This is a genomic window from Hoeflea sp., assembly GCF_984452065.1.
This window is the reverse complement of record NZ_CFHWAF010000130.1, coordinates 1-12843: the sequence shown is the minus strand read 5'-3', so window position 1 is coordinate 12843 and position 12843 is coordinate 1. Positions and strand designations below refer to the sequence as shown.

Annotated in this window: 12 protein-coding genes; 11 read left to right on the top strand and 1 reads right to left on the bottom strand. The window is 61.5% G+C overall.

The window, feature by feature from the left end; all coding sequences use genetic code 11:
• The first annotated feature begins 185 nt into the window (after positions 1–185).
• The 9 genes from moaA to AC5E6N_RS19445 all read left to right on the top strand — a co-directional run bounded on the left by moaA (position 186) and on the right by AC5E6N_RS19445 (position 8664).
• Positions 186–1175 (top strand): GTP 3',8-cyclase MoaA, encoded by a 990-nt coding sequence (moaA, locus tag AC5E6N_RS19485; protein WP_491749374.1) that lies wholly within the window; start codon positions 186–188, stop codon positions 1173–1175.
• A gap of 238 nt (positions 1176–1413) precedes the next feature.
• On the top strand, positions 1414–2646 hold the full coding sequence (locus AC5E6N_RS19480; RefSeq protein ID WP_491749372.1) for a multidrug effflux MFS transporter: 1233 nt from the start codon (positions 1414–1416) through the stop codon (positions 2644–2646).
• 24 nt (positions 2647–2670) lie between these two features.
• On the top strand, positions 2671–3549 hold the full coding sequence (locus tag AC5E6N_RS19475; protein ID WP_491687768.1) for a formate dehydrogenase accessory sulfurtransferase FdhD: 879 nt from the start codon (positions 2671–2673) through the stop codon (positions 3547–3549).
• Positions 3546–4187 carry a molybdenum cofactor guanylyltransferase MobA gene (mobA, locus tag AC5E6N_RS19470; RefSeq protein WP_491749371.1) on the top strand — a complete coding sequence of 214 codons (642 nt, stop codon included), beginning with the start codon at positions 3546–3548 and terminating at the stop codon, positions 4185–4187. Before AC5E6N_RS19475 ends, mobA begins: the two co-directional genes overlap by 4 nt.
• Before the next feature lie 26 nt (positions 4188–4213).
• Positions 4214–4732 carry a molybdopterin-guanine dinucleotide biosynthesis protein B gene (mobB, locus tag AC5E6N_RS19465; RefSeq protein ID WP_491749370.1) on the top strand — a complete coding sequence of 173 codons (519 nt, stop codon included), beginning with the start codon at positions 4214–4216 and terminating at the stop codon, positions 4730–4732.
• A complete protein-coding gene (locus AC5E6N_RS19460) occupies positions 4729–6012 on the top strand; it encodes a molybdopterin molybdotransferase MoeA (RefSeq protein ID WP_491749369.1) in 1284 nt (427 codons plus the stop codon). Before mobB ends, AC5E6N_RS19460 begins: the two co-directional genes overlap by 4 nt.
• Before the next feature lie 213 nt (positions 6013–6225).
• Positions 6226–7014, top strand: coding sequence for an ABC transporter substrate-binding protein (locus AC5E6N_RS19455; RefSeq protein WP_491687764.1), 789 nt, complete (start codon positions 6226–6228; stop codon positions 7012–7014).
• 91 nt (positions 7015–7105) lie between these two features.
• Entirely contained in the window at positions 7106–7819 is a 714-nt protein-coding gene (locus tag AC5E6N_RS19450) for an ABC transporter permease (RefSeq protein ID WP_491749368.1), read from the top strand.
• Complete coding sequence (locus AC5E6N_RS19445) at positions 7816–8664, top strand: ABC transporter permease (RefSeq protein ID WP_491749367.1); 849 nt, start codon at positions 7816–7818, stop codon at positions 8662–8664. The genes AC5E6N_RS19450 and AC5E6N_RS19445 overlap by 4 nt, the downstream gene beginning before the upstream one ends.
• Here the strand turns inward: AC5E6N_RS19445 and AC5E6N_RS19440 are convergent.
• On the bottom strand, positions 8661–11120 hold the full coding sequence (locus AC5E6N_RS19440) for a penicillin acylase family protein (protein WP_491749366.1): 2460 nt from the start codon (positions 11118–11120) through the stop codon (positions 8661–8663). The genes AC5E6N_RS19445 and AC5E6N_RS19440 overlap by 4 nt on opposite strands.
• 2 nt (positions 11121–11122) lie before the next feature.
• On the opposite strand from AC5E6N_RS19440, the gene AC5E6N_RS19435 reads away from it, so the two are divergent.
• Both AC5E6N_RS19435 and AC5E6N_RS19430 read left to right on the top strand, forming a co-directional pair.
• Complete coding sequence (locus tag AC5E6N_RS19435; RefSeq protein ID WP_491749373.1) at positions 11123–12049, top strand: NAD(P)-dependent oxidoreductase; 927 nt, start codon at positions 11123–11125, stop codon at positions 12047–12049.
• A gap of 1 nt (position 12050) precedes the next feature.
• Positions 12051–12782: a DNA alkylation repair protein gene (locus AC5E6N_RS19430; RefSeq protein ID WP_491749365.1), complete on the top strand. Its 732-nt coding sequence runs from the start codon at positions 12051–12053 to the stop codon at positions 12780–12782.
• The last annotated feature ends 61 nt before the right edge of the window (positions 12783–12843 follow it).

Genomic DNA, 12843 nt, shown 5'->3' with positions numbered 1-12843 from the left:
CCTCTGTCTCTTGACGAAACCGCCGCTGGACGCAAGATACGCTTCTTAGAAATGTTAAAAGGCGCCGGGCGCGCTGGAAACTGTATTCATGACGGTTTTTTTGATCCGGGGGAGTGAACGGGGTGTTCGATATCGATACGGGTAACATAGCCAATCCGAACCTTTTCGCAGGCCACGACCGGCAGATGGTGGATCCGTTCGGCCGCGCGGTGACCTACCTTCGGGTGTCTGTCACCGACCGCTGCGATTTCCGCTGCACCTACTGCATGTCGGAAAACATGACCTTCCTGCCCAAGAAGGAGCTTCTGACACTCGAGGAACTCGACCGCCTGTGCACGGTCTTTGCCGAAAAGGGCGTGAAAAAGCTGCGCCTGACCGGTGGCGAACCGCTTGTGCGCAAGAACATCATGCACTTCATCCGCGGCCTGTCGCGGCATCTTGGTTCCGGATTGCTCGAGGAAGTCACACTCACGACAAACGGCTCGCAGCTTGCGCGCTTTGCCGACGAACTCGCCGACCGCGGCGTCAGGCGCATCAACGTATCCATGGACACGCGTGACCCGGACAAGTTCCGCAAGATCACCCGCTGGGGCAATCTCGACCGCGTCCTGAGCGGCATGGAAGCGGCACGCAAGGCCGGCCTCAAGATCAAAGTCAACGCGGTTGCGCTCAAGGGATTCAATGACGCCGAAATCCCGGATCTTATCCGCTGGGCGCATGATCTCGGCATGGATCTCACAGTCATCGAGACCATGCCGATGGGCGAAATCGACGAGGACCGGACCGACCATTATCTGCCATTGTCGATGCTGCGCGCGAATCTGGCGAAACAGTTCACCATGACCGACATCGACTACAAGACGGGCGGTCCGGCGCGCTATGTCGAGATCGCGGAGACGGGCGGGCGGCTCGGCTTCATCACGCCCATGACCCATAATTTCTGCGAAAGCTGCAATCGGGTGCGCCTGACCTGCACCGGAACGCTTTACATGTGCCTGGGTCAGGATGATGCCGCCGATCTGCGGGCACCGCTGCGCGCCTCCGAAGGCAACGCGCTCCTCTCGGACGCGATCGATGCCGCCATCTTGCGCAAGCCCAAAGGGCACGATTTCATCATCGACCGGCGCAACAACAAGCCTGCCGTCGCCCGCCACATGAGCGTTACGGGCGGATAGCAAACCGATTTTGAATTGAAAAAACAATCGGTTGCGGATTGCCGCCGCAAGACCGATTGTCATTGCGCCACCCAATGCCGTATAAACTGATCGTTGCAGGCGGGCGGGATTGCCCGTATACCGCTGTCAGGTATCGATCCCTGATCATACATCGCATTGGGAATCCGGGCGGCTCCTGATTCCTCTCCGATAATTTGCCCCCTTCACCGGTCCCGTCAGACCGGAACAGGAAATCATTTTGAGCGAACAGAGCAGGTTCCTGGACAGACACACGCCCCCACATATCACCACCCTGGTGATCGTGACCGGTGCCGGCGCGTTGAACATGAACGTGGTCCTGCCGTCCCTGCCGGGCATCGCGACGCATTTCGGCGTCAGCTACTCCTACGTTCAATTGCTGATTTCAGCCTATCTGGCGGCAACGGCCGCCATGCAGTTGATCATCGGCCCGCTCTCGGACCGGTTCGGCCGGCGGCCGGTCATGCTGACCTGCGTCGGCATCTTTCTCGTCGCCACTTTGGTTTGCATTTTTGCCCCGAACTTTCAGACAATGCTGGCGGCACGGCTAGTGCAATCCGTCATCATCGCCGGCCTTGTCCTCTCGCGCGCCGTCGTGCGCGACATGCATGAACCCGCCCGCGCCGCCAGCCTCTTCGGCTATATAACGATGGGCATGGCGGTGGTTCCGATGATCGGGCCTGCCATCGGCGGCGTTCTCGAAGAGATTTTCGGCTGGCAGGCGGCATTTTCCGTAACGCTTGTCTTCGGAATTGTCGTCTTTGGCATGGTGATGGCCGACATGGGCGAAACCAACAAATACCCGTCGGCCAATTTCGCCGCGCAGTTCCGCTCCTATCCGGAGCTTATCCGCTCACGCCGGTTCTGGGGCTATGCGCTTTCGGCGGCATTCACATCCGGCTCCTTCTTCGCCTTCCTCGGCGGCGCACCCTATGTGTCGGTCACGCATCTCGGCCTCAGCCCGTCGGAGCTTGGTTTCTACTTCGCCCTGACGGCCGTCGGCTACATGGCCGGCAACTTCCTGTCGGGGCGGTATACGGAACGTTTCGGCATCAACACGATGCTGCTGTCCGGCAATCTCATCTCGGCGCTTGGAATGATCGGATCGATCCTCACATTCGCGGCCGGTTCCAACCACCCGCTCGCCTTTTTCGGCTATATGATCTTCATTGGCCTCGGCAACGGAATCAGCCTGCCAAGCGCCAATGCCGGCATTGTCAGCGTCCGCCCGCATCTCGCCGGTGCGGCGGCCGGCCTGGGCGGCGCGCTGATGATCGGCGGCGGCGCCGCGCTTTCAGTGCTCACGGGCGCCGTTCTGTCGCCTCGGTCGGGCGCCTATCCGATCCTCTACATCATGCTCGTTTCCTCGATTGCCGGGGCTCTGATGGCTCTGTACGTTATGCATGTGGCACGGCAAGTTGTGCTGGAGACACGCGAGCCTGTAAGCCGATAGAAGCCGAGTGCAGGATTGTACGACATGAGCAAGAGCGGCTTTGTTCTGAGCCCGGACCCCGAAGACCCCCGCCTCTCGCAGGAAGTGTCGGGTATCGACCAGGACGGCCGCCCGATGAAGACACGCGTGGTAACGGAAAAACCGCTGACGCTTTATCTGAACCGGCAGGAAATCGTCACCATGATGACGATCGGGGACTACCCCGATCTGCTCGCGGTCGGATATCTGCTGAACCAGAACATGCTGTCCGGCGCGGATACGATCACCGATATCGACTATGATGAGGAGCTTGAGGTCGTGGTTGTCCGCACGGACGACGAGACCGATTTCGAGGACAAGCTGCAAAAAAAGGTCCGCACCTCCGGCTGCGCCCAGGGAACCGTTTTTGGCGATGTGATGGACGGGTTCGACGCGATCCGCCTCAATCCGGATGCAAAACTGCACACCTCCTGGCTCTACGCCCTGACCAAGGCTATCAACACTGCTCCCTCGCTCTATCTCGAAGCCGGCGCGATCCATGGCTGCGTGCTCTGCCGGGAAGACAGGCCGCTTGTGTACATGGAGGACGTCGGCCGGCATAACGCGGTCGACAAGATCGCCGGATGGATGTTCACCAACACTGTCGGTGCCGAGGACAAGATATTCTACACGACGGGCCGGCTGACCTCCGAAATGGTGATCAAGACCGCCATGATGGGGATCCCGGTGCTGATCTCGCGGTCGGGATTTACCGCCTGGGGCGTGGAACTGGCGCGCCGGGTCGGCCTGACGCTCATCGGACGCGCCCGCGGCAAGCGTTTCGTCGCGCTCTCCGGAGAAGAGCGGATCGTGTTTGATCAGGACCCGGCCGCAATTGCCGACGAGGACCGCAAACATGCGCGCAAGGCGGAGGGTGAACCGTGACCCTCGCGCGCGACGACGTGCTTGGCTGCATCCTTGCCGGCGGTCTCTCACGCCGCATGGGCGGCGGCGACAAGTCGCTTCGACCGCTTGGCGACGGCTCGATGCTGTCGCTTGTCGTGGACAGGCTGCGCCCGCAGGTCCGGCGCGTGCTTCTCAACGCCAATGGCGATCCCGAGCGGTTTTCGCAATTCGGCCTGCCCGTCGTGGCTGACGAAGTGGAAGGATTTGCCGGTCCGCTTGCCGGCATCAGCGCGGCAATGACATGGGCAGCGACACATGAACCGGGCCTCTCCCACATTGTCACCGCCGCATCCGACACGCCGTTTTTTCCGGCAAATCTCGTTGCGCGGCTTGTTGCGGCGAACGACGGCGCGAGCGAAACGGTTGTCATGGCAACCTCGGGCGGTTTCCGTCACCCGGTTTTCAGCCTCTGGCCGGTTTCGCTTCGCGACGATCTGGCAGGTTGGCTGGCCGGCACGGGCACACTAAAGGTCATGGCGTGGGTTCAGCGGCACAATCTGCTGACTGTCGATTTTCCGCACGTCGAGACTGCCGCCGGACCTGTCGACCCGTTTTTCAACGCCAACACGCCTGAAGATCTCGCCATGGCGGAAGACATACTGGCCCGGATCGGGTAAGGCGCATCATCGAGAGGGCATGTGTGATGCAACGCGTATTCGGTATCACCGGATGGAAGAATTCAGGCAAGACCGGGCTGACGGTCCGCGTGGTCGAGGAACTGACCAGACGCGGCTGGCGCATCTCCACCATCAAGCACGCCCATCACGCATTCGATATCGACCATGAAGGCACCGACAGCTTCCGCCACCGCGGCGCCGGCGCCAACGAAGTGGCGATCGTCTCTTCGAACCGCTGGGCGCTGATGCATGAGTTGCGGGCCGAGGAAGAGCCGAGCATGGCCTCGGTCCTGGCGCGCCTCGAGCCGTGCGATCTGGTGATCATCGAGGGTTACAAACGCGAGGGCCACCCGAAGATCGAGGCCCGGCGGCGCGAGGCCCACAGCCGCGAACCGCTGGCGCAGGAGGATCCGACCGTCGTCGCCATCGCAACCGACGAACCCGATGACAGCGCTTCGCTCCCGACCTTCGATCTCAACGACACCATCGCCATTACCGATTTCATCGAGATTGAGACCGGTCTCGCCGAGGTGAGGAACAGATGAGCCCGTCGCCGAACCTCATTGATGACTGCTTCCTGCACGACAAGGACCGGTTGCGGCATGGCGAGGTTGTGGCGCTCATCGCCGAACGTCTCCATCGCATCGTCGGCACGCAAGACGTCGATCTGGACAGCGCCCTGGGGCGGTATCTGGCCGAAAGCATAACGGCGCCGCGCAACGTGCCGCTGCACGACAACAGCGCCGTTGACGGCTACGCCTTTGCCCACGCGGACTATGCAGGACAAAGAACATTGGCCGTCGGCCCCCGCATTGCCGCGGGCCAGACCGATCCCGCCGCTTTGGCCGCAGGAACCGCCGCACGCGTCTTTACCGGAGCCGTCATGCCGCCGAACGCCGATTGCGTGGCGATGCAGGAGGATTGCAGCCTCTCCGCAGACGGGGCACAGGTGACCGTTCCGGCGGGTCTTCGCCCCGGCGCGAACCGGCGGCTGGCCGGAGAAGACGTCAAGGCGGGCGATGACCTGCTCTCCCCGGGGCAAAGGCTGCGTCCGCAGGACATTGCCGCGCTGGCCTCGCTCGGACGGGCAAGCGTCAAGACCTGCCGGCGCTTGAAGGTCGCCATCGTTTCGACGGGCGACGAGCTGGTGGAACCGGGACAGTCCGATGACCTGGCGCAAGGCCAGGTCTTCGATTCAAACCGCCATATGATCGCGTCCCTTTGCGCCGGTCTCCCGGTCGAATTGACGGATATCGGCATACTCAGCGATGACGAGGACACGATTGCCGGGGCCCTTTCCAGGGCGGCCGACGACCATCATGTCATCCTGACGACGGGCGGCGCGTCACGCGGCGAGGAAGACCATATCGTCAGGATCATCGACCGCCTCGGCAAACGACATTTATGGCAGATCGCCATAAAACCGGGCCGGCCGATGACATTCGGGCAGATCGGCAATTGCGTCTTCCTCGGCCTTCCCGGAAATCCCGTGGCGGCTTTCGTGTGTTTCCTGCTTTACTGCTATCCGGCGATGCGGATCCTGGGCGGCGGACAGCACAGGCAACCGCAGCGCATACCGGTTCCGGCAGGGTTCGCCATCGACAGGAAGAAACCGGACCGGCACGAGTTCATTCGCGGATGGCTGGAGCAGGACGATGCCGGCGCGGTGGTCGCAAGGAAGTTCCGCCACGACGGATCGGGGCTGATTTCCGGACTGCGCAGCGCCGACGGCCTCATTGAACTCGATGAGGAGACGGTATCGGTCAAAGAGGGCGAAGCGGTCACCTATATTCCGCTGGCCCAGTTCGGCATTGACCTTCGGTAGGCGTGGCCCGGACCGCGATATCGGTCCGAATTCGGTCCGATACGCCCGGCAGACGGCCTCTTTTCGCTTAAAAACAATACGTCTCCCGTCAATTTTGCAGTTGCATTTTGTTCAAAAACGGTGGGAATATCGCCGCCAATACGGGACATTGGGGACCCGTGTCGATGTGCCGCCAATATCAACAACGAAGGCACGATATCAGGAAGGACCACCATGCGTATCTCAAAGTACCTTACCCTTGCGGCCGCCGCGGCTGTGATGGCCGTCTCCATGGGCGCAGCGCAGGCTGATGACCAGGCCAAGACGATCAAGATCGGCACGGAAGGCGCTTATCCGCCCTTCAACAATCTGACATCGGATGGCAGGCTCGAAGGCTTCGACATCGATATCGCCAACGCTCTGTGCGAGGAAATGCAGGTCAAATGCGAGTTTGTCGTCAATGACTGGGACGGCATGATCCCGTCTCTGATCGCCGGGAAATTCGACGCGGTCATCGCATCCATGTCGATAACGGAAGAGCGCAAGGAGAAAGTCGATTTCTCCGACAAATACTACAATTCACCGCCGGCAATCGCCGTTCCGAAGGATTCGGACGTCACCGAGGCGACCGACGCGGCTCTCGAGGGCAAGGTTCTGGGCGCCCAGAGCGCAACCACCCACTCCAACTATGCCGAGGAAAAACTCCCCTCGGCCGATGTCCGCTTCTATCCGACTCCGGACGAATACAAGCTGGATATCGCCAACGGTCGTATTGACGCCGTCATCGACGATGTCATCGTGCTGTCCGAGTGGCTGAAAACCGATGACGGCGCATGCTGCAAGATGCTCGGCACCTTGACGCCCGATCCCGTCATCAACGGCCCCGGCGTCGGCATTGCCATCCGCAAGGGCGAGGACGAATTGCGCGAGATGTTCAACCAGGCGATCATCGCCCTGCGTGACAACGGAAAATACAAGGAAATCAACGACAAGTATTTCGAATTCGACGTCTATGGCGACTGATCGCCGGCCGTCTTGAAGATATGGGAACGGCGGGCTTGATCCCGCCGTTTTCGTAAGGGGAATGCGCGCGACGCGCCAAAAACCGTAAGATATGCAGGAAATCCTGACCCTACTGAGCTTCGGTCCCGACGGCTGGGGCGATCAGATCGCCTCCGGCGTGCTGGTCACGGTCGGCCTCGCGCTGGCGACGCTGCCGCTCGGTCTTGTGGTCGGTTTTCTTCTGGCGCTCGCCAAGCAGAGCGACGAGGGCGCGCTGCGCATGGCCGCCGAGATTTACACGACCATCTTTCGCGGCCTGCCTGAACTGCTGACGCTTTTTCTCGTCTATTTCGGCCTGCAGATCGGCATCCGGCAATTGCTGCTCGCGATCGGCTATGAATCCGCCCTTGAAATCAACTCCTTCCTTGCCGGCATGATTGCCCTCGGCGTCGTGTTCTCCGCCTTTGCCAGCGAAGTGTTCCTGTCGGCTTTCCGCGCCATCCCGGCCGGCCAGTATGAAGGCGGCCATGCGCTCGGGCTCGGCAAGACCCTGACCATGATCAGGATCATCCTGCCGCAGCTGATCCGCATCGCGCTGCCGGGCCTCGGCAATCTGTGGATGATCCTTCTGAAGGAAACGGCGCTGGTATCGGTGATCGGACTGCCGGACATCCTGCGACAGGCCGGCATCGCGGCACGTGTCAGCAAGGAAGCGTTTCTGTTCTTCGGGGTTGCCTGCCTGCTTTTCCTTGTGCTGGCAATTCTTTCCTCCTTCGCCATCCGGGCGATTGAGCGCAGCGTCGAAAAGTCGGGCGTCCGGGTATGACGGTCGCCGAGAACATGATCGAGGCGAAGGCACCGCCCCCCTCCCCGCCACGGCCGTGGACATCGGCCCGCATCGCCGGCATCGCGGGCATGGCCCTGTGGCTTGTCGTCGGCGTCGGGATCATCCTTTTCCTTGCCGCCGAATGGGACCCGGAGAAGATCGATCGCTATGCGCCGCGATATTTTTCAGGACTGAGCGTAACCGTCACACTGGTCGCCATATCGGTTTTCCTCGGCGCCCTGGTATCCATTCCGGTCACCATGGGCCGCATGGCGTCAAGCCGCTGGTTCTCGGTCCCGACCTACAGCTATGTCTATTTCTTCCGCGGCACCCCGCTCATCGCGCAACTGTTTCTGATCTCCCAGCTCTTCCTGATCTATTACGGTCTCGGAGAATTCAGACCGCAACTGGAGGCGATCGGCCTTTGGGGCTTTTTCCGCGATCCGTGGAATTGCGCGGTCCTCGCCTTCACGCTCAACACCGCCGCCTATCAGGCGGAAATCCTGCGCGGCGCACTCCAGAGCGTCCCGCGCGGTCAGTTCGAGGGGGGACAGGCGCTGGGCCTCGGACGCATCCAGATCTATCGCAAGATCATCCTGCCGCAGGCGATGATCGTGGCGCTGCGCCCCTACGGCAACGAGATCATCCTGATGGTCAAGGGATCGGCCATTGTCGCCATTATCACGGTCTTCGATCTGTTCGGCGAAACCCGGCGCGCCTATTCGCGCACCTTTGATTTCCAGACCTATATCTGGGCGGCGATCTTCTACCTCATTATCGTCGAGGCCCTGCGCAACCTGTGGAACTGGTTCGAGCGGCGCCTGACCCGGCATTTGACACGCTAAGGCAGCAACTGCCATGTGCCGACGATCCCGGCCTCGTAGAGCGCCGGATCCGACGGAATGGTGATGGCCTCGACATCTGCCCATGGAAGCGCGAAATCCCGGTAATGCCTCGAAAACGGATTGCCCGACTGGCCTGTGGTCTGAATGAAGGTTGACCGCTCGAGATCCTCGAAATCGTAAATGCCCCTGAAGCTGGAACCGCTGGCATTGATGAACGGCGTCTTGTCGCTGTCGAGCCGCGTGCGGCCGCGGTCGAGGGTGAACGGCCCGCCCGGGCTCGGCACCTGTATGTCAAACAGGCGGTTGAGCGGCTCGATCTGCGTAAACGGCGTATGCGCGCCGGCTGACAGATGCGCCTCGCCCCAGCTCCATTTGCTCCTGTCCTCGCCATAACGCTGTTCGAGGTCGATAAGGGCCCGGTTCAGTGCCGCGGCCAGAATATCCGCGCAGCCCTCCTTGCCGGTTGTCGAAACGTCATCGCACCATGCGCGTCCCGTCTTGCCCTCCAGCACGTTGAGCATCACATTGCCGCGTGCCTTGAACCAGTGGTCGAAGGACGGGCCGAGATCGTCGCGGAAGATGCCGATCATGCTCTCGCGATACCATGCCATGAACACAAGCGGCGTGCGGCTGTCGCGCACCATGTCGTAGTCCCAGCTTTTCAGCTCTTCCAGCATGGCCCCGTCAACGCCGTCCTGCGCCCCGATCAGCGCGATCATCTTCGGGCCGAGGTCCGCAAAGGCCAGCGAATGCACATCGGCCTGCGCAGCGCGCGTCATCGCGATCGTCTGCGGGGTCCGGTTGTCGACGATGAGTTGATCGACCCGCTGCTGACGCCAGGGCTCTTCCCAGTCGAGCGTCAGCATATAGGGATAGTCCGGCCCCACATTCCGGCTGTTTGCCGTTCCGATGGCACCGGCCGGCGGGTTGTTCTCACGCGGAAGGCCGCTGAACGGAATGCTGCCGGTCCAGTCATAGATGCTGTCCCAGCCCGGAACCGGGGCGCGGCCCATGACGGCGTTGCGCGGATCGCGGATCGGAACTCTGCCCGGCGTAATCAGCCCGATATTGCCTGATGTATCGGCAATCACCATCGATTGCATGGGCGTGACGTAATCCACCATCGCCGCCTGGAATTCGTCGACGGTTCTGGCGCTCAACGCCCGGATGCCGCTGTTCATGGTTGAATCGTCGGTGGCAAGGGCCACCCACGCAAGCGCCGCGACGGTGTTTTCCGGCAGGTACGGGCCGATATTGAGATAGGTATCGGGAAGCACCGGTCCGTGCCGTGTCCAGCGGCGCGTGAATGTGCGCTCCTGTCCGCCACGTATCCGGATCGTCTCCTCACGGTTTCCGAAGGTCTGCCAGCCATCGGGTGTCAGATATTCATCGTCCTTGTCCGGATTAATCCTCTCGATGAAAATGTCCTGGACGTCCGATCCGGTATTGGTGAAGCCCCAGGCGACATTGTCGCTGCGGCCAAGAAGGATGAGCGGAGAGCCCGGCGTCGACGCGCCGATAAAGTTGCGCGCGTCGCCATCGCCCTCAACGCGCAAATGCGCCAGATACCAGATCGAGGGAGCCGACAGGGAAAGATGCGGATCGTTGGCGAGGATCGGCTTGCCGCTCTGCGTCCGCGATCCGGAAACAACCCAGTTGTTCGACGCGCCCTTGTTGGCGTGGTCCAGCATCGCAAGCACGGGCGAATCCTCCGGCCGGTCCCGGCTTGCGACCTCAATCGGGCCGGAAGGCAGATCAAGAAGCGCTGCGAGATCCGGGAGTTCGGGTGGGTTTTCGCCCGGCAGCAGGGGCAGCAATTCGCCGATCTCGCTCGATGAGAAGCCGAGCCGCGCAAACGCCAGGCGCATGACTTCTTCCGACGCGTTCCTGCCCAGAGTGACCGACATCATCTTCAGCGCCGCCATTGAATGGGTCGGCTCCCAGGGCTCGGGCGAATGACCGAGAATGACAAATTCGGGCGGCAGTTTCGATGCGAAGGCGCGCCCGTCCCTTGCCATCCACGCATTGACACCTCTCGCATAGGCATCGACCGCGTCGCGCGCCACTTGCGGCATTCCCTCATAGGACAATTGCGCGGCTTCGAACAGGCCCATGCTGCGCAGGTAGATGTCGCTGTCGACCGTGGCCTCGCCGAACAGTTCCGACAGGCGTCCCTGCGCCGCGATCCGCACGACCTCCATCTGCCAGAGCCGGTCCTGGGCATGGGCGAAGCCGAGCCCCGTGAAGACATCGTTGACGGACGAGCCGCTGATGTGCGGCACCCCGTGTTCGTCGCGCGCAACCGTCACCGTATCTGACAGCCGCTCGACGGTCATCGAGCCGGACACCGGAGGCAACGAGCGCGCCATCCAGACATAGCCGCCGCCGGCGGCGACAATGAGAAGTGGAATCGCGATAAAAATAAATCTGACAAGGACTTTGATGATCCGCCGCATTGATCTATTCCCTTCAGGCAGAACGAAAAACATCAGCACTTTGCAGAAGGGCAATACAGATGGCAACAGTGGCTTTCATCGGACTGGGTGTGATGGGTTACCACATGGCCGGTCACCTGAAGACGCGGGGCGATCACGATGTCACGGTCTATAACCGCACCGGCGCGAAAGCCGACAAATGGGTTGCCGAGTTTGGCGGCGCGGCGGCGCAGACTCCACGGGAAGCAGCGGCGGAGGCGGATTTCGTCTTTGCCTGCGTCGGCAATGACGACGATCTGCGCAGTGTGACGACCGGCCCCGAGGGCGCCTTCCACGAAATGAAGAAAGGCGCCATCTTCATCGACAACACAACCGCTTCAGCCGAGGTTGCGCGCGAACTCCACGTCGAAGCATCGCGGCTTGGTTTTGGGTTCCTCGACGCACCGGTATCCGGCGGTGAAGCCGGAGCGCAGAACGGCGCCCTGACCGTCATGGTCGGTGGCGACAAACAGACATTCGAGAACGCCCGGCCCGCCATCGAATGCTATTCGAAAATGGTCGGTCTCATGGGCGACGTGGGCAGCGGACAGCTCACCAAGATGGTCAACCAGATCTGCATAGCCGGCCTTGTTGAGGGTCTCTCCGAGGCCATTCATTTCGGCAAGGCGGCCGGCCTCGACATGGAAAGGGTGATCGGCGTGATCTCGAAGGGCGCGGCCGGCTCCTGGCAGATGGAACACCGCCACAAAACGATGATCGAAGGGCACTACGAGCACGGATTTGCCGTGGACTGGATGCGCAAGGATCTTTCCATCGTCCTCGAGGAGGCCAGAAACAACGGCACCAACCTGCCGGTGACGGCCCTCGTCGACCAGCTTTACAGCGAAGTCCAGAAAATGGGCGGCAACCGCTGGGACACCTCCTCGCTGCTGGCGCGCCTGGAACGCTGAGATGCCCGCCGCCGAGCCTGCACCCGATTGGGACTGCCGGCAAGTGGCCGAATGGCTGCGCGCTCACGCCGTTGCCGACGATATAGAGGGCATGGCCCGCTACGTGATCGACACGAGCAAGGCGCTCGGCATACGCAATGCGGAGCTGCGTCCCCTCGCCCGCAAGATCAAACGCGATCATGATCGCGCACTGGCCCTTTGGAAAACCGGGATCAGGGAAGCAAGGCTGCTTGCCTGTTTCAGCGATGAGCCAAAGAAAGTGACAGCTGACCAGGCCCGGGCATGGGCGGCCGAGTTCAACTCCTGGGAGGTGGTCGATCACGCCGCCAGCCTGTTTATCGAGGCCGGACTGCATGATGAACTGATCATCCCGTTCGCCGCCGACGAGCGCGAGTTCGTTCGCCGTACCGCCTTCGCCATGATGGCCTGGGGTGCGGTTCACCTGAAAAAGGAACCCGACAGCACGATCGCCGCATGGCTCCCGCTGATCGGGGAGCATGCCACCGACGAACGCAATTTTGTCAAAAAGGCCGTCAATTGGGCATTGCGGCAAATCGGCAAGCGATCGCTGGAACTGCACGGATCCGCCGTGGACCTCGCGCGCAGCCTGGAAGCCGGTCCGGACCGGACCGAACGGTGGATCGGACGCGATGCGGCAAAGGAACTGACGAGCCCCAAGGTCCTGGAAAAGCTGGCGGCCAAGGCTGAAAAGGCCAAAGCGGGCCGACGATGATACTCAAGCGAGTTGTGATTAGATTGAAGCATTTGATGGCGGAAAATCGGTTCACTCGGCA